This is a genomic window from Clostridioides sp. ZZV15-6383 (genome assembly GCF_020657735.1).
In the GTDB taxonomy this organism is placed as follows: Bacteria; Bacillota; Clostridia; order Peptostreptococcales; family Peptostreptococcaceae; genus Clostridioides; species Clostridioides difficile_D.
The window spans coordinates 89,716-106,725 of the sequence record NZ_JAGWCV010000001.1 but is presented as its reverse complement, the minus strand read 5'-3'; the positions used below and the strand labels follow the sequence as shown (position 1 = coordinate 106,725).

Genomic DNA, 17,010 nt, shown 5'->3' with positions numbered 1-17,010 from the left:
AACCACTATAGATTTTCTATACCTTTCAATCATTTTTTTCTAACAAGTGCTTCTTCTAAGTGATAGTCAGAGATACCATTTTCAAGAGTTATGACTCCAGCACCTAAAATAGCCTTATCAACATTAAATTGTTCAATAGCTGATAGTGTAAGTGAACCAGAGAAAGAACCCTCAGTTTCTCTAAGATAACCACCAAGTACGTATACTTTTATATTAGTATTCATAAGTTCATTTGAAACTAAAATTGAGTTGGTTATTACAGTTAGATTTTTTTGTCTTTTAAATTTTTTGAAACTTCAAGAACAGTAGTTCCAGTATCCATAAAAATAGTATCATTTGTATTTATAAACTCACTACATTTAATAGCAATCTGTTTTTTATCATTTGAGTTTATTTTTTTCTTTTAACATAGTTGAGTTCTACACTACTTGCTATAACTGGTATAGCACCACCATAAGCTCTTTTTAAAAGACCAACACTCTCCATATGAGCTAAATATCTTCGTGCAGTTTCTATTGATATATCAAACATTTGAATTATGTCATTTATTTTAATTTTAAGCATAACTTACAATTAAGTCAGGGTTTATGTATATTTGTTAAATAATATTATAAGTGTTATGCAAAATAATTTTACCATATTTGAAACTTAGATTTAAGCGAAAAAGTAAAAATAGATGTTTAATAATTCAAAATAACTCAAATTTTATAAAACAATTGACTAAAATATAATTTTATTATATAATTTACTAGTATAGAGATATGGAGAAGTACTCAAGTGGCTCAAGAGGATCCCCTGCTAAGGGATTAGGCTGGGTAACCGGTGCGAGGGTTCGAATCCCTCCTTCTCCGCCAATTGCTAAAGGCTATTCTTGTTAAAGATAGTCTTTTTATAATGCCTGTAAATGATTTGCTATGTATAACTAAAGAAAGGAGGAAATATATGATAACTTTAATTTTTTTCATAGTGGGAATAGCATCTTTAGTAGTTGCTTTTGTCATTGATGGAGGACATGTTGGAGCATTATTTGTATTTTCATCAGCACTTGTTGTTTTTGGTGGAACTATAGGAGCTGTTGGAGCTTCAACACCATTCTCTGTGTTTAAAAAGTCAATAAAGATAATGTTATTAGCTTTTAAAAATAAAAAATCTAATAACATAGAAAATATAATTTATTTCAAAGAAATTGCAGTTAGGGCTAGGAAAGAGGGGCTTCTTAGTATTGACAAAGAAATAAGTGAGAAAGAAGATTTAGACCCTTTTATTAGAAAAGGTCTTGAACTTATGGTAGATGGAGTTGATGCAGCTACTATAAGAAACATCTTGGAATCACAGATACAGATAACATCAAAACGACATAAAGAAGGAATCGCAATCTTTGATTCAGCAGGAGGATATGCTCCTACACTGGGGATAATAGGTACAGTTATGGGATTAGTACATATTTTAGGGAATCTTTCAAGTAATCCTGATGCACTAGGACCTCAAATCTCTGTCGCATTTTTGGCTACATTATATGGTGTTGGTTCTGCCAATTTGATATGGTTACCAATAGCATCAAAACTTAAGGCTATAAATCAACAAGAAATAAGTGAAAGACTTTTGGTGATAGAAGCAATACTATCTATACTTGAGGGTGATAATTCTAGTTTAATGACAGAAAAATTAAAAATATTTTTAAATTCAAAAGAGTTAATTGAACTTGAAGAAACTGATGGTAGAGCTGAATAATATAAAAGGATGGAATGTTTATGTTAAATGATGAAGATGAAAAAGAAGAAAATAATGAGCGATGGCTTTTAACTTATTCAGACCTCATAACACTACTTATGATTTTCTTTATCATAATGTATTCTATGAGTAATGTTGATGCAGAGAAATATAAACAATTATCTCAATCTTTAAATTCTGCGTTTGGTGGTTCTGCTGGAGTTATTGAAGGTGGTAATAGCAAAATGGAACCAGTAGTTGAACCAGAAAGTAGTAATTTAGATAGTTTACAAAATGCTGAATTTAAAAAAGTTGGTGAAGAAATTCAGAAGTATTTAAATGAAAATGGTATGGATAATTCAGTATCATTAAAAGTTCAAGATAGAGGCTTGGTAATAAGCCTTAAAGATACAATACTATTTGATACTGGAAAAGCAATTATAAAGGATAATTCTAGAGATAAGATTATTCAAATAGGTAAGATGTTAAATGAAATGAATAGTTACATGAGGGTAGAAGGTCATACAGATAATATGTCTATAAAAAATTCTGAATTTAAATCAAACTGGGATTTATCAGTTATGAGAGCAACTAATGTTGTTCAACTTCTTATTGACAATGCAGGGATAGCACCAGATAAGTTATCTGCTGTAGGATATGGCGAATTTAGACCAATAGCAGATAATTCATCTCAAGAAGGTAGGTCAAAAAATAGAAGAGTTGATATAGTTTTAGTTGATAGTAAATATAATAATGTAGAAGATATTGGAGAAAATAAATAGTTAAATAAGCTATCTCAGGACAGAATTATTTCTAGAAGGAGATGGCTTTTTTATGCGAAAATTAAAAATAGATGAATAGTAAGTTACCTTTTTGTGAGAATATATGGTATCTTAAATATATAATATTTAAATGATGTAAAAGCTCAATTAAAAAAATTTTATAGAGGGTGAGGAAATAAATGGGTAATAAGAATAAAAACTCAAAATATAAAGATAAAACAAGAGAGAGGTATAATAAAAAAATTGAGAATTTAAATAAAGAAAAACTAAAGGAAGTTAATAAACAGTCTAAGACAGTAGATAAGATTGACGATATTATTAATAAATCTAGTATTGTATTATGTGTACTCTTATTAGTGTTTTCATTACTTTATTTGTTTAAGTTGGTTCAACTTAATATAATAATGATTCTTTTAGTGATTACAGTAGCTATTCAACAAGGATTAGTATCGTTTGGTGCATTTAGAAATAAAAATTATGTAAAAGCTTTATTTTCAATATTTGTAATTGTATGTTTCTTAATTGCTTTTAAATATGTTGTAAATCCTGTTTAAATATATCAGTAAACGTTCTATAGCTAATATAAATAGTGAAGTTACAGTTTTAATGCTATTATAAACTTTATAAATTTGAAGGGGTAGATTTTATGAATAAGCGTAAGTTTACAAAATTAATTATTACATCAATGGTTGTTTTATTACTTACAGGATGTAGTTTAAAAAAGGAAGATAATTATAAGCTAGACCCAGAAAATCTGACATCAATCAAAAGTGGATTTTGAGGAAATTGAAGATTTATATGGTGATTACTTAAATAGAGTGGTATTAGAAATAACAGAGAATGATAAGATTAATGAAGACTTTATTGAGAAAAAGAAAACATATATAAATCATTGGAACATAGTAATTGCTTTAGATGATTTTGGGACAGGATACAATGGAGATGCTGTATTATTGTATATAATGCCAAATTATGTAAAGATTGATATGTCTATTGTAAGAGGTATTGATAAAGATGAAGACAGACAGAAAATATTAAAAAATCTTATCTCATACTCTAATGAAAGAAGTATTAAAGTGATAGCAGAAGGTATAGAGACCAAAGGTGAAATGGAAACATTAATTAATCTTGGAATAGATTATATGCAGGGGTATTATATTAGTAAACCAACATTTATCCCTGAAGATATAAATGCCAAAATTGGAAAAGAGCTCAAGATATGTCATGAAAATAGGAATGGTGTGGTTTAATAGAGGAAAATTTAAATGTATTTTTATGAACTTTTAGTTTATAATTAAAAAGAAAATAATATAATTATAAATTAAGGTGGTGGAGCTAATAATCACAACAAATATAGATATAAGAAAGTTAAATGAAAATCAATTAGAAGCAGTTGAACATATAGATGGGCCTTGCATGATACTTGCAGGGCCTGGTTCAGGTAAGACAAGAGTAATTACATATAGAATAGCTAATATGGTCGTAAACAAAAACATAGCCCCAACAAGAATCTTGGCAATAAGCTTTACCAAGGCATCTTCAATAGAAATGAAAAATAGAGCTTTAAGTTTAAGTAATGATATAAGGCTTAATAAGGTGACCTATGGCACTTTCCACTCTGTATTTTTTAAAATTCTAAGGTATTTTGAAAGATACAATTTAGATAGTATATTTGATGAAAAATCCAAACGAATGACAATCAAGGCAATCTTAAAAAGTTTAAATGTAGAGAATGCTGATGATGATGAGAATATAGGGCAAGTTATAAATGAAATTTCTTATGTAAAAAATGAACTGATGGATAAAAGCGAATTTAATTCAGAAGTACTAACAAAAGATGAGTTTTTAAAAGTGTACAACTTATACGAAGAACAAAAATCTAAAGTTAATAAAATAGATTTTGATGATATGCTTATAAGAACTTACTATTTACTTTTGAATAATAAATCTGCATTAGAAATGGTTAGAAATGTATATAAATATATACTAATAGATGAATTTCAAGACATAAATAAAGTGCAGTTTGAAGTTTTAAAGTTAATTTCTAATCCATTGAACAATATATTTGCAGTTGGAGATGAGGACCAAAGTATATATGGTTTTAGAGGAGCTAGACCAGATTTTTTACTTGAATTTGAGCAATACTTTAATAATACTAAAAAAATAATATTAGACATAAATTATAGGTCTAAAAGTGAAATAGTGCATACTGCAAATAGACTTATAGAAAAAAATAAAAATAGATATGAAAAAGTAATTAAGTGTAGTCAAGGCACTGGAGGAAGTGTTAGTTATATTTCTCCACATGATTCAGAGGAAGAAGCCTTATATATTGCCAAGGAAATAATTGACGAAATAAAAAAAGATTATGTAGAGTATTCAGATTTTGCAGTAATTTATAGAACCAATATACAGTCAAGAGCATTGGTAGATGTGTTTATGGATATGAGAATTCCATTTGTAGTAAAAGATTCAGTAATTACAATATATGACCATTGGGCAAGTCAAGATATACTAGCATATTTAAGAATAGGTATTAATCCAAAATCAAATAAAGATTGGTTAAGAATTATAAATAAGCCATTTAGATATATATCTAAAGATAGTATAAATATGGTTAAGGATGAAAATGATTTTATAACAGCATTAATAAATAAATGTAATCTTCATCCGAAACAAGTCAAAACAATAAATGATTTGGAAATAGATTTAAGTTATTTAAATACTTTAAATCCTAAAAATGCAATATCTTATATTAGAACCAGTCTTGATTATGATAGATACGTTTTAGATTATTGTAGTAACAGAAAAATAAAGACTAATGGGCTTGTAGAGATATTAAATGAACTTGAGAGTTCAGCTACTAATTTTAATACTGTGACAGAGTTTTTAGAGCATATTGATAGGGTAAAGACTGAATTAATGGAAAATAATAAGAATAAACAGAATGATGGTGTCATATTTACAACTATGCATAGTGCAAAAGGATTAGAATTTAGAAATGTTTATATTATAGGTGTAAATGAAGGAACAATACCTCATGAAAAGTCATATGATATTTGTAAGGAAGAGAAAAAAGAAGAACAATTAGAAGAAGAAAGAAGACTTATGTATGTTGCTATTACAAGAGCTGAAGAAAAATTATGTATAAGCTCTACTTTAAATAAATATGGGAAAAAAGTTGATAAATCATTATTTATCAATGATATAAAGTCTCCAACTAAAAAAGAAATTGATAGTATTGGTGTAGGGGATAAGGTATACCATAAAAAATTTCATGAAGGAGAAATAATTAAAAAAGATGGAATTATGTTTACAATAAAATTTAAAGATAGAGAGCGAATCTTAGATTTGAAAACTTGCTTATTGAAGAATATAATTTATACTATTTAATTTATAATCTAAATTTAGATAGGCAAACAATATATTATTTATAAGTATAGACTAGCAAGAAGTATATTATTTATTATGTGTAAGGCAAAGAGATAGATAAAAATGTATTATTTATAATTGTTTAGAAATAGCAAGAATATGAAAGAGATTATATATTATTATCTAAAAAATATCTAAAAATATGAAAGATACTATTTATGATTATCCAAATAATATCAATAAATATAAACTGTAGAGTTCAAATAATTTACAAATAAAAATTATTAAAAAAATAAAAAACTTATTGACAAAAATATTATAAGGAAGTACAATTGTATTAACAATTTAAGGAAACAAATCCAGTGATAGAGAAAGTAACATATATGGATTTACAGCGAGTTAGGGGTTGGTGTAAGCCTAGCAATGAAGTCTATGTGAAGAGAGCTCTGGAGGAGATTATCAGAAGTTTTAGTATGATAATTGGTTTGCCCGCCTTAAGGGATTGAGAGGATAAGTACTTACTTATCAAAAAGAGTGGTAACGCGGATATAATTCGTCTCTTAGCTGTAAAGCTAAGGGACTTTTTTGATTTAAAAAATTGAAGTATCCATACAGCTTAAAGGCTAACATTCACAAATTTTGAAAGTAATATAAGTATTTATCAATAAGAGTGGTAACGCGGTAAAGTCGTCTCTTAGTCATTATAGACTGAGAGGCTTTTTTTGTAAGTCGAAACATTTAAGTATTAAAATTTGAGGGAAATTATAATTAAAAGAGAGGGGTAATTAAAATGAAAGTATTTAAAAAATTATTAAGTTTAGGATTAGTATTAGGATTAACATTATCACTAGTAGGATGTAGTGGTGGAGAAGAAAAGACAAAGTTAGAACAAATAAAAGAAAGTGGAAAATTGGTTGTTGGTACTAGTGCAGAATTTCCTCCATTTGAATTCCATAAGGTAGTAGATGGAAAAGATTCAATAAAAGGATTCGATATAATGTTAGCTGAAGAATTTGCAAAGGAGCTTGGTGTGAAGGTTGAAATTAAAGATATGTCATTTGATGGATTAATAGGTGCTTTAAATGCAGACCAAGTTGATATTATTCTTGCAGGGATGTCTCCAACACCAGAGAGAGAAAAGAGTGTTGATTTCTCAGAATTATATTATTTAAGTAGAAATGCAGTTATAGTTAAGGATGCAGATATAGACAAAGTAAAAACTGAAGATGATTTAAAGAAACTTAGAGTTGGAGTTCAAGCAGGAAGTATCCAAGAAGAATATGTAGTTAACACTCTAAAAATGACAACTACAAAATCTTTAAAAGCAATACCTGATTTAATTACAGAATTAAAAAATGGAAACATAGATGCAGTTGTTACTAATGAAGCAGTTTCTTTAATAAATGTTAAAAAATATGATGGAATAAAAATGGCAAATACTGAAGTTGGTAAAGATGTAACAGAAGGTATGGCAGCAGCAATCAAAAAAGCTGACAACAACAAAGACTTTATAGAATTATTAAATAAAAAGATAAAAGAATTACAAGATGGTAAGAAAATAGAAGAGTTTTTAAATGAAGCATCTACTGAAGCTGCTTCAAATTAGTAAGAAAGTTATGTGGGAGATGAAATTATGAGTTTAGATTTTAGTTTTTTAAGTAGATTTGGGACTTCTTTTTTGGAAGGAACAGGCGTGACAGTATCAATTTCTCTTGTGGCATTATGCTTTGGATTTGTAATAGGTATAATTATCTGTATGGCAAAAATATCAAAGAGTAAAGTGTTAAGAGCAATATCATCAATCTATATCGAGGTTTTAAGAGGGACACCATTATTAGTACAGATATATATAGTATGGTTTGGATTACCTCAATTAGGAATAAGATTCCCTATGTTGTTTGGTATACCAAGTGAATTTATAGCTAGTGCATTTGCATTGTCAGTGAATTCTGGTGCATATGTGGCAGAGATACTTAGATCAGGTATACAATCAGTTGATAATGGACAAATGGAAGCAAGTAGATCATTAGGATTAAATTACTGGTCAACTATGAGATATATAATAATACCTCAAGCTATAAAAAATATATTACCTTCATTGGCAAATGAGTTTATTACACTTGTAAAAGAATCTTCAATAATATCTGTAATAGGAGTTGTTGAGATAATGCGTACTGCGGATATAGTAAAAAATGCAGCATTTAGAGCATTAGAGCCATTAATAGTAGCAGCGGTAATTTACTTTGTTATAACATTTACTCTATCAAGATTAGTTGGATTATTAGAAAAGAAACTATCTGTGTCTAACTAGATGAGGGCATGTTTAGCATTTAGGGAAAACATAGAATAGTAAAAAGGAAAGTGATAATATGATTACAATAAAAAATTTAAGTAAATCTTTTGGAGATTTAAATGTATTAAAAAATATAGACTTAGAAATCGCTAAAGGCGAAATAATGGTTATAGTAGGCCCAAGTGGTTCTGGTAAAAGTACACTTCTTAGATGTATGAATTTACTAGAAATTCCTACAGGTGGAGAGATAATATTTGAAGGAAAAAATTTGGTTGATAAAAAAACTAATATTGATGAGGTTAGACAAAAGATAGGAATGGTGTTTCAGAACTTTAATTTATTCCCACATAAGACTATTTTAGATAATATAACATTAGCACCAATTAAATTAAAAAAAATGACTAAGGAAGAAGCAGAAAAAAAAGCAGAAGTTTTGTTGAGTAGAGTTGGTCTTTTAGATAAAAAAGATTCATATCCATCACAATTGTCTGGAGGACAAAAGCAAAGAATAGCAATAGCTAGAGCACTTGCTATGGAACCAGATATGATGCTATTTGATGAGCCGACATCTGCTCTTGACCCAGAGATGGTAAATGAAGTTTTGGATGTTATAAAAGAACTTGCTAAAGAAGGCATGACAATGGCAATTGTGACTCACGAGATGGGATTTGCTAAGGAAGTTGCAGACAGAGTTATTTTTATAGATGGAGGAAGTATACTTGAAGATAATTCTCCAGAAGAAGTTTTTGGAAATCCAAAACATGAAAGAACTAAATCATTTTTAGCAAAAGTGTTATAATATATAAAAAGGATGTTATTGATATTAGAAATTCAATACATCCTTTTTTATTGATGACTATTAGACGTTTAAAATTAAAATTATATTAATATTAACTTTATTTTTCTAAATTTTTGCAGAAAAAAAAGAGCTCGGGGTAAGCTCTTTTTTCCACCGAATTAATTTCCGTTACTAATCCGATTTTTAATAAATATAAAATATATCCTTATGAAAGGGTATTGGGAATAGATATATTAACTAACTAGGGTTACCAGGGGGATAACCTTAATTTATTATAACAAAATGCGACACAAAAATCAATATTTTTTTTAATATAAATTATAAAAGTTATTTTTATAACAAGTAAGCTTATAAAATTAACTTTTACAGTAAAAATAAAGTACAAGTATAATATAATATATTTATTTTATATAATATATTATTTTATCATATATTGTATTTTATAAAGTGTTTTTGTAGGGTATAGTATAAGTATATTATATTTTACTATAAAAATTTGTAATAAAGTGAAAAAACTAGTTTTTCATGAAATAATATTTTATAAATTTAAGATTGTCTTTTTAATAAAGATTAACAAAAAAAATACTATAATTAGTGGTATAATAGTTAGAGTTGAAGATTTTAAATAAAGGTAGGTGTAATTAAGTTGGAAATATACTTAGACAATAGCGCAACTACAAAACCTTATCAAGAAGTCATAGATAAAATGGTTTATGCACTTAATACGGAATATGGAAATCCTTCTTCTGTCCATAGAAAAGGTGTGGAAGTTGAAAAAGGGATAAAGGAAGTAAGACAGGCCATAGCTAAATCTCTAGGAGCGAAAGAAAAGGAGATTTATTTTACATCAGGTGGCACAGAATGTAACAACACTATAATAAGAGGTATTGCCAATCTAAATAAAAAGAGAAAAAATCATATAATATCTACTAATATAGAACATCCTTCTGTTTTAAATACATTAAAAGACTTAGAAGAAGATGGTTTTGAAGTAACTTACTTAGAGGTCGGAAAAGATGGAAAAATAAATATAGAAGATTTAAAAAATGCGATAAAGTTAACTACATGTTTAGTAAGTATGATGCATGTTAACAATGAAATAGGAACTATACAACCGATAGATGAAGTTGGAAAGTGTTTGAAAGGCTTAAAAGAAAAGATTTATTTCCATGTTGATGCTATTCAATCATATGGAAAAATCAATTTTAGACCATCTAAATATAATATAGATTTTATGAGTGTGAGTGCACATAAATTCCATGGTCCAAAAGGGGTTGGATTTATGTATATAAAAGAAAGCAATCGTCTTAAGCCTATGCTAACAGGTGGAGGTCAGGAAATTGGAGTTAGGTCTGGAACAGAAAATGTACCTGGAATATATGGACTTGGAGAGGCTGTTAAAATACTAAATAAAGATTTAGATGCTATTATTTCGAAAGTAAATAACTTAAAAAATACATTAAAAAGTGAAATAATTGATAATATAGAAGATATAAAAATTAATTCTCCAGAAGATGGAGTATGTCATATATTAAATGTATCATTTAGAGGGACAAAGGGAGAAGTTTTACTTCATTACTTAGAGCAAAAAAATATTTATGTATCAACTGGGTCTGCATGCTCTTCTAAGAAGAAGGGGAGTCATGTATTAAAGGCTATAGGTCTTACAAATGAAGAAATAAATGGGACAATAAGATTTAGTTTATCTGATATGAATACAGAAGAGGAAATGTCAGAAGTTGTGAAAGTTTTGAAAGAATCAATTTGTGACTTAAGGTCAATAATGAAAAGGAAATAAAGAATAATCACAAATAATGAGAATAAATTAGTTTAAGAGGTGAAATGGTGTATAATATATTAATAGTAAAGTATGGAGAAATTGGAGTAAAAGGAAAGAATAGATATATATTTGAGAATAGGCTTATAAGAAATATAAGAAATATGTTAAAGCCAATTGGCAAATTTAATGTATATAAAGAATATGGAAGAATATATGTCGATTTAGAAGATTATGATTATGAAGAAGTAATCGAAGAAGTTAGAAAAGTGTTTGGAATAGTAGGCGTATGTCCTGGAGTAAGAGCCAAAAAAGACTACGATACATTAAAAGCAATTGCTTTAAAGATGTTAGAAGAGAAAATAGATGCTGGATATAAAACTTTTAAGGTAGAGTCAAGAAGAGGAGATAAATCTTTTGGATTGACTTCTCAAGAAATGAGTATGGATATAGGTGGATACCTATTATCAAAGGTAGGAGATAAGATTTCTGTTGATGTAAGAAATCCAGAAGTTAAAATAAAATGTGAATACAGAGAATTCCATACTATGGTCTATAGTGACACTATCCCTGGATATGGCGGATTACCACTTGGAACTAATGGTAGAGCCATGTCTCTTTTATCAGGAGGCATAGACAGCCCAGTAGCTACGTGGATGGTTGCAAAAAGAGGTATGGAAGTAGAAGCAGTGCATTTCCATAGTTATCCATTTACAAGTGAAAGGTCACAGGAAAAAGTTAAAGATTTAGCTAAAATATTGGCAAAATATTGTGGAAGAGTAAGACTTCACAAAGTTAACATATTGGAAATACAAAAAGCAATTGGTGAGAATTGTAATGAAGAAGAAGCTACTATCCTTTCAAGAAGATTTATGATGAGAATAGCACAGAGACTTTCTGAAAAAAGACATTGTGATGCTTTAATTACAGGTGAAAGTATTGGTCAGGTTGCATCTCAAACTATACAAGGACTTACTTGTACTAACGCTGTTGTAGATTTGCCAGTGTTTAGACCACTTATAGCAATGGATAAATCAGATATAGTTGATATAGCAAAAAAAATAGGGACTTTTGAAACATCTATAGTACCTGAAGAAGATTGCTGTAGTGTGTTTTCTCCTAGAAAGCCTGTGACTAAACCTAGACTAGAAAAAATAGAAAAATCTGAAACATCACTTGATATTGAAAAATTAGTACAGGATGCAATTGATGGAATTGAGGTTGAAGACATAGAATTTTAATATATAAATGATTTAGTTATTTGGGGTAGGTGTTACATGTGATTCAAGCATTATATGTTGGTATTGGTGGATTTTGTGGTGCTATATTAAGATATTTAATCTCTCTAAAGTTTGTAGGGACTAAATTTCCATTTGGGACTTTAGTTGTCAACATTATTGGGGGAGTTTTGATTGGATTTGTGATGGAAATGAGTATAAGAACAGATTCTATTTCTAATAATTTAAAATTATTTTTGACAACTGGTTTAATGGGAGGACTAACTACATTTTCTACTTTTAGTTTTGAAACTGTAAAGTTTTTTGATAGTGGGAATTATATATTGTTTGGATTAAATATACTTTTTAACTTTACATTAAGTATTTTGGGAGTTTTTGTTGGAAGAGCTTTATGTAGACACTTTATTGCTATATAGCATATTAAAGTAAGGACTATAATTTTATTTAATGGGAATGATTATTATGAATAAAAAGGGTTTTACACTAATTGAATTATTGGTAGTTATATCTATAATAGGAATTTTAGTTATAGTTGCAGTACCAGCACTATTTAGAAATATAGAAAAAAGTAAGGCAGTTACATGTCTTTCAAATAGAGAAAATATAAAGACTCAAATTATTATTGCAATGGCTGAGGAACCAAGCAAAGATAAGAATGAAGTTATAAAAGATGTATTGAAAAATAAAGATGGGAAGTACTTTGAAACAGAGCCAAAGTGTAAGTCAGGTGGAACATATTCAGCAGAATTTGATGATGGTTATGATGGAATAACTGGAGAAGAAAGTATTGCAAAAGTGTATGTTACTTGTACAGAGCATCCAGATGGTGTTGAAATGGCTAGGGATGTACATCAAAGTATGAAAGATTTAATTGCATCATTTGCAGAGGAACCTTCTATAATACCAGGAGCTTCAAAAAGTAATGATGATTTTAGAAAATATTTATTAGATAACAAATATAAAAATGGATGGCCTACAATTCCAGATGAATTTAAAAAGAAATATAATTTAAATAAAGATACATTATATATACAACCATATGCATATAATCCTATTAAATCTGATGCTACTGTAGTTGTATTTGCAAATACTAAGACTGGAGGTAATTGGTACACTTCCTTAGTTTACGATTATGATGAAGGTAGATGGTATAAAGGTAAAAATGGTATTTCTGTTGCAGGTAGGTCATGGGATGTTGATACAGATACAGCTATATCTGTAAAAAAAGAAATTCATACTAAAGATGGATGGGGTCCTTTAAATTAATATAGCGTGTTTTATTAATCTGGTATTGATTAAATTATAGAAAAGAGTAGTTTCTATAGATGTCTAATACCAGATTTTTATTTATAGGTATGATTAAAATATATGTCAAAGAGTTTATACTTTTAAGTCTTCACATATAAACTAAAAATAACTATAATAAGAGTATGAAGAAATTTAATTGCAACATTAATTTTCTGAAGATTTAGTATTTATACTAAGAAATACATAAAAAGGGGAATAGATATGATTAATGATTTTCAAGATAACCAAACAATAAAATTGATACAAAGTCGTAGAAGTATACGAAAATTTACAACAGAACAAATTAGTGATGAACAACTAGATACATTGTTACATTGTGCATTTGCAGCACCTTCTGGATGCAATAAACAACCATGGCATATAACTGTTGTACAGGACCAAAAACTTTTAAAAGAGATTAGTGATGATACTCTATCTAGAATTCATGAGGTCAGTAATGTTGAGATAAATAAAAACTTTAAGTTATTTTATGGTGCACCAACCGTTTTATTTATTTCTTATGATGAAAGTAGCTCATGGGCTCCATATGATATAGGAATACTTACAGGAAATATAACAACATCTGCACAAGCACTAGGGCTTGGAAGTTGTATAATAGGAATGGTTAGAGGGTTGTTTACACCTGTTGAGCAAGGGGATATTGTAGGTCTTGTGAGTGTGTTGGCTGAAGATGATGTAAAAGAATCAGAGTCAATAAAGATGGAGTTTAATACAAATAAAAAATACAGAGAGTTACTTGATATACCAGAAGGATATTCTGTACCATTTGGTATTGCTGTAGGGGTTCCAGATGGAAATCTACCAAAGGCTAAAGATGTAGTTTATAAGGTTTCTAGAGTTTAGGCTAGAGTATTTAAAATAATTACTTGAAAAATTAAAACCAGTAATATTTAAATAAATTAATGAAAGAAGAAGTCACTTAAAAAATAATCTAAATTTTCTTTGTAAAATAATTAAATAAAGAATAAGATAATAAGTATTTTATTTATTATCTTATTCTTTATTATTTTGGCTTTGTAAAATGATAAAAGTAAGAATTAAGTGTAATAAAATAGAAACCAAACGTGTTAATTTTAAGTATGCGCTATAAAGTTTATTAAATTTGGAAAACTTAAGATATATTTTCAATATAATGGAAAAAATGTAAAAATATTGAAATAAAGAAAAAATAATGATATAATAAAAAAAACAGAGAAAAAAAGTAGCCCTTAGTTGTAAAAGGGTTATTTTTTTTGCAATAAAATAGCTATAAAAATATGCATATCAAAGCAAATTAAGAAATATTTCATTTCTAAGAAATATCCTAATACAAAAAATAAAGAAATGCTTATAAATTTGATTATTAATCATAGATAATCTTTTAAAAAATATACCAATTTCAACAAATAGTAACTTTTTTACAACAAATGGAAATTATGGAAGCAATAATTAAAATAAAAAATATTATTTTATATTGATAAACATTGAAAATTTAACCTTGTAGCGTAATAATACTTTTTACTAGTTCTTACAAAATCAATAAAAACAAAGATATATATTTTAAAGTACATAAATCTGTAAAATACAGAGGGATGTTTTTAAATTATGCGTTTTATTCTATAACAATAAAATGTTTGATATTCTACTTTGTAGCATATTAATATTTTCATATAAATTTCAAATATATTTTACATTGGACTATAAAATAATAAATTGAATATTGAACACCATATAAAAAATTCGATTTTTAAGTTAGATTTTACAATAGATTAACCAAACTCTAAATAGATAGTTTAAGAATCTATAAAATAAGATATGGAAAATCTATTTAAAATAAAAATTACTATAGGGGGATTCTTATATGAAACACAAGTTAAGAAAATTAGCATCATTTGTTTTGATGTCAACTTTAGTTGCTAGTGTAGCAATGCCATCATATGCACAGGCTTTGCCAGATAAAACTAGTAATGTAGCACAACAATTTACAGAGAAAAGATATGATATGAATGGAAGATATCAAGTAGATTTTCGTGCAAATATGGGTAATGGATATGTAACAATGTTTTCATTGTTTGTACCAAGTGGTGGAAAATCATTAAATGTAAAGTATGTGTGGGGAACTGACCCAAAGGGGGGTTCTCAAGAGGGGTGGATATTACAAATTAATGGAGAAAAAGTTTCAACTATTTATGGAACAAGCTATGGATTTCCAAATGGGATACCATCTGCAGGTATAACAGGAAGTCAGATGACAGGAGTTTATTCTTTTGTTACAAATCGAGATATGTCTGGTGTAAATTGGAGCTATACATCACCTAATACAGGTAGTGGAGGAGCTACAAAAATATCATATGCATCTACTGAGATTTCAAATGCAAAACTTTCTCTTAAAGTCAATTATAAAGATAAAGAAACAGGAGCTATAGTTGCATCATATACAGCTAAAGTACCTGCTAAATATGGAAACAGTACAGTTACGCCTGATATGGCACAAATTCCTGCAGGATATAAATTAAACCCTACAAGCCAATCTAAAGTGGTAAATCTTACTCAAAATGGTGTTAATCCAAATGAAGTTAATTTTACAGTTATTCCTGATAAGGCAGGAGTGCCAGAAGAAAATCGTGTCCTTATAGTTGGATTTAAAGATAAAAATGGAAATAAGGTTGGAAGTACTTATATAGAAGAAATTCCAGATGTATTAGGTTCACATGATATAACCCCAGACACATCAAAAGGACCTAATGGGTATAAACTTGACCCTTCTAATCAAACTCAAACTGTCAATCTTCAACCAACAGGCCTTGATAAGAGTGTTGTTTATTTTACAGTAAGCCCTGATATTCCACTTGTAAATCGTGTAGTTACTATTAACTTTAAAGATAAAGATAGTGGAGCAATAGTAGGTGACCCATATACAGTTACACTACCAGCTGAATATGGAAATCATAGAGTTGAATCTGATTCTACAAAAGTACCAAATGGATATGTACTTAATCCAGATAATCAATTTGAAATGGTAAATCTTAGTGTAAATTCTCTTGTACCAGATACAGTTTACTTTACAGTAAGTAAGATGCCTTCAGAGGCAGAACGTACTTTAACAATTGGATTTAAGGATAAAGATGGTAATGTAGTTGGAGGTACATATACAGAAGTTGTTAATGCTGTATTTGGAGACCATACCATAACTCCAGATTCTACAAAGATTCCAAGTGGATACAACTTAGACCCATCAAGTCAATCTCAAACAGTTACACTTGATTCTTCTGGAATTACTCCAAATACAATTTATTTTACCGTAGCTGAAAAAACTTACAGAGTAGTTTATAACGCAAATTTTCCAGTAGGAGTAGCAGTTTCTGGCTCAGCTCCATATGATCCAATAAAATACAAAAAAGGGGATAATATAACTGTTTCTGGAAATACTGGTGGTCTTACTGCTGATACTTATACATTTGTAGGTTGGAGTACAGTTAAAAACGATGAATCAACAATTGTATCTGGAACAATTACTATGGAAGAACGTAATATCATTTTATATGCTGTATGGCAAAAAAATTAATAATATAAATTAAGTTAACATTGTAACTTATAATCTTAATTTAATATAATTGATATTTAAATAATGAATATGAATTGATAGTCGTAAGAAATGCTGATATATATTTTATCAGTATTTCTTTACTTTAATAAAATCTTATTATTTATTAAAAAATGTTTAATTTTTGTAAAAATGAATAGGAGGGACT

At 28.2% G+C, this 17,010-nt stretch carries 16 protein-coding genes, 1 tRNA gene, 1 pseudogene and 1 other annotated feature; of the genes and pseudogenes, 16 read left to right on the top strand and 2 right to left on the bottom strand.

Features of this window, described 5'->3' with window-relative positions:
- Positions 1 to 29: 29 nt before the first annotated feature.
- Together KGF42_RS00460 and KGF42_RS00455 are read right to left on the bottom strand one after the other, a co-directional pair.
- Positions 30 to 346: pseudogene (locus KGF42_RS00460) on the bottom strand (hypothetical protein).
- Positions 347 to 390: 44 nt separating this feature from the next.
- Positions 391 to 564 carry a DeoR family transcriptional regulator gene (locus KGF42_RS00455; protein ID WP_227825503.1) on the bottom strand — a complete coding sequence of 58 codons (174 nt, stop codon included), beginning with the start codon at positions 562 to 564 and terminating at the stop codon, positions 391 to 393.
- Between the two features lie 199 nt (positions 565 to 763).
- Here KGF42_RS00455 and KGF42_RS00450 point away from each other — a divergent pair.
- The 16 genes from KGF42_RS00450 to KGF42_RS00375 all read left to right on the top strand — a co-directional run bounded on the left by KGF42_RS00450 (position 764) and on the right by KGF42_RS00375 (position 16,823).
- A tRNA-Ser gene (locus KGF42_RS00450) sits at positions 764 to 854 on the top strand.
- Positions 855 to 942: 88 nt separating this feature from the next.
- On the top strand, positions 943 to 1,731 hold the full coding sequence (locus KGF42_RS00445; protein WP_227820726.1) for a flagellar motor protein: 789 nt from the start codon (positions 943 to 945) through the stop codon (positions 1,729 to 1,731).
- A 20-nt stretch (positions 1,732 to 1,751) separates the two neighbouring features.
- Positions 1,752 to 2,492 (top strand): flagellar motor protein MotB, encoded by a 741-nt coding sequence (locus KGF42_RS00440; RefSeq protein ID WP_227825502.1) that lies wholly within the window; start codon positions 1,752 to 1,754, stop codon positions 2,490 to 2,492.
- A 179-nt stretch (positions 2,493 to 2,671) separates the two neighbouring features.
- Positions 2,672 to 3,046, top strand: coding sequence for a hypothetical protein (locus tag KGF42_RS00435; protein ID WP_227820724.1), 375 nt, complete (start codon positions 2,672 to 2,674; stop codon positions 3,044 to 3,046).
- 92 nt (positions 3,047 to 3,138) lie between these two features.
- The gene (locus KGF42_RS19750; protein ID WP_255643195.1) at positions 3,139 to 3,273 is read left to right on the top strand and encodes a hypothetical protein; all 135 of its coding nucleotides are present in this window, start codon (positions 3,139 to 3,141) and stop codon (positions 3,271 to 3,273) included.
- A complete protein-coding gene (locus KGF42_RS00430; protein ID WP_227820723.1) occupies positions 3,263 to 3,742 on the top strand; it encodes an EAL domain-containing protein in 480 nt (159 codons plus the stop codon). The genes KGF42_RS19750 and KGF42_RS00430 overlap by 11 nt, the downstream gene beginning before the upstream one ends.
- 76 nt (positions 3,743 to 3,818) lie before the next feature.
- Positions 3,819 to 5,885 carry an ATP-dependent helicase gene (locus KGF42_RS00425; protein ID WP_227825501.1) on the top strand — a complete coding sequence of 689 codons (2,067 nt, stop codon included), beginning with the start codon at positions 3,819 to 3,821 and terminating at the stop codon, positions 5,883 to 5,885.
- Between the two features lie 332 nt (positions 5,886 to 6,217).
- Positions 6,218 to 6,428 (top strand) — a binding site (T-box leader).
- Between the two features lie 226 nt (positions 6,429 to 6,654).
- Complete coding sequence (locus KGF42_RS00420; RefSeq protein WP_054272691.1) at positions 6,655 to 7,470, top strand: transporter substrate-binding domain-containing protein; 816 nt, start codon at positions 6,655 to 6,657, stop codon at positions 7,468 to 7,470.
- A 27-nt stretch (positions 7,471 to 7,497) separates the two neighbouring features.
- Positions 7,498 to 8,175, top strand: coding sequence for an amino acid ABC transporter permease (locus tag KGF42_RS00415; protein WP_227820721.1), 678 nt, complete (start codon positions 7,498 to 7,500; stop codon positions 8,173 to 8,175).
- A 58-nt stretch (positions 8,176 to 8,233) separates the two neighbouring features.
- The gene (locus KGF42_RS00410; RefSeq protein WP_054272693.1) at positions 8,234 to 8,956 is read left to right on the top strand and encodes an amino acid ABC transporter ATP-binding protein; all 723 of its coding nucleotides are present in this window, start codon (positions 8,234 to 8,236) and stop codon (positions 8,954 to 8,956) included.
- Positions 8,957 to 9,602: 646 nt separating this feature from the next.
- Positions 9,603 to 10,754, top strand: a complete 1,152-nt coding sequence (locus KGF42_RS00405; RefSeq protein WP_227825500.1) for a cysteine desulfurase family protein — start codon at positions 9,603 to 9,605, stop codon at positions 10,752 to 10,754.
- A gap of 44 nt (positions 10,755 to 10,798) precedes the next feature.
- Positions 10,799 to 11,974, top strand: a complete 1,176-nt coding sequence (gene thiI, locus KGF42_RS00400) for a tRNA uracil 4-sulfurtransferase ThiI (protein ID WP_227820719.1) — start codon at positions 10,799 to 10,801, stop codon at positions 11,972 to 11,974.
- A gap of 38 nt (positions 11,975 to 12,012) precedes the next feature.
- Complete coding sequence (crcB, locus tag KGF42_RS00395) at positions 12,013 to 12,387, top strand: fluoride efflux transporter CrcB (RefSeq protein ID WP_054272696.1); 375 nt, start codon at positions 12,013 to 12,015, stop codon at positions 12,385 to 12,387.
- A 46-nt stretch (positions 12,388 to 12,433) separates the two neighbouring features.
- Complete coding sequence (locus tag KGF42_RS20085; protein ID WP_285891569.1) at positions 12,434 to 13,237, top strand: prepilin-type N-terminal cleavage/methylation domain-containing protein; 804 nt, start codon at positions 12,434 to 12,436, stop codon at positions 13,235 to 13,237.
- A 243-nt stretch (positions 13,238 to 13,480) separates the two neighbouring features.
- The gene (locus KGF42_RS00380) at positions 13,481 to 14,122 is read left to right on the top strand and encodes a nitroreductase (protein WP_227820718.1); all 642 of its coding nucleotides are present in this window, start codon (positions 13,481 to 13,483) and stop codon (positions 14,120 to 14,122) included.
- A 997-nt stretch (positions 14,123 to 15,119) separates the two neighbouring features.
- A complete protein-coding gene (locus tag KGF42_RS00375; RefSeq protein WP_227820717.1) occupies positions 15,120 to 16,823 on the top strand; it encodes an InlB B-repeat-containing protein in 1,704 nt (567 codons plus the stop codon).
- The last annotated feature ends 187 nt before the right edge of the window (positions 16,824 to 17,010 follow it).

What these genes read in the sequence shown, in the direction of transcription:
- KGF42_RS00455 (WP_227825503.1), bottom strand. Translation starts at nt 564, where the DNA reads ATGCTTAAAATTAAAATAAATGACATAATTCAAATGTTTGATATATCA.
- KGF42_RS00445 (WP_227820726.1), top strand. Translation starts at nt 943, where the DNA reads ATGATAACTTTAATTTTTTTCATAGTGGGAATAGCATCTTTAGTAGTT.
- KGF42_RS00440 (WP_227825502.1), top strand. Translation starts at nt 1,752, where the DNA reads ATGTTAAATGATGAAGATGAAAAAGAAGAAAATAATGAGCGATGGCTT.
- KGF42_RS00435 (WP_227820724.1), top strand. Translation starts at nt 2,672, where the DNA reads ATGGGTAATAAGAATAAAAACTCAAAATATAAAGATAAAACAAGAGAG.
- KGF42_RS19750 (WP_255643195.1), top strand. Translation starts at nt 3,139, where the DNA reads ATGAATAAGCGTAAGTTTACAAAATTAATTATTACATCAATGGTTGTT.
- KGF42_RS00420 (WP_054272691.1), top strand. Translation starts at nt 6,655, where the DNA reads ATGAAAGTATTTAAAAAATTATTAAGTTTAGGATTAGTATTAGGATTA.
- KGF42_RS00415 (WP_227820721.1), top strand. Translation starts at nt 7,498, where the DNA reads ATGAGTTTAGATTTTAGTTTTTTAAGTAGATTTGGGACTTCTTTTTTG.
- KGF42_RS00410 (WP_054272693.1), top strand. Translation starts at nt 8,234, where the DNA reads ATGATTACAATAAAAAATTTAAGTAAATCTTTTGGAGATTTAAATGTA.
- thiI (WP_227820719.1), top strand. Translation starts at nt 10,799, where the DNA reads ATGGTGTATAATATATTAATAGTAAAGTATGGAGAAATTGGAGTAAAA.
- KGF42_RS20085 (WP_285891569.1), top strand. Translation starts at nt 12,434, where the DNA reads ATGAATAAAAAGGGTTTTACACTAATTGAATTATTGGTAGTTATATCT.
- KGF42_RS00380 (WP_227820718.1), top strand. Translation starts at nt 13,481, where the DNA reads ATGATTAATGATTTTCAAGATAACCAAACAATAAAATTGATACAAAGT.
- KGF42_RS00375 (WP_227820717.1), top strand. Translation starts at nt 15,120, where the DNA reads ATGAAACACAAGTTAAGAAAATTAGCATCATTTGTTTTGATGTCAACT.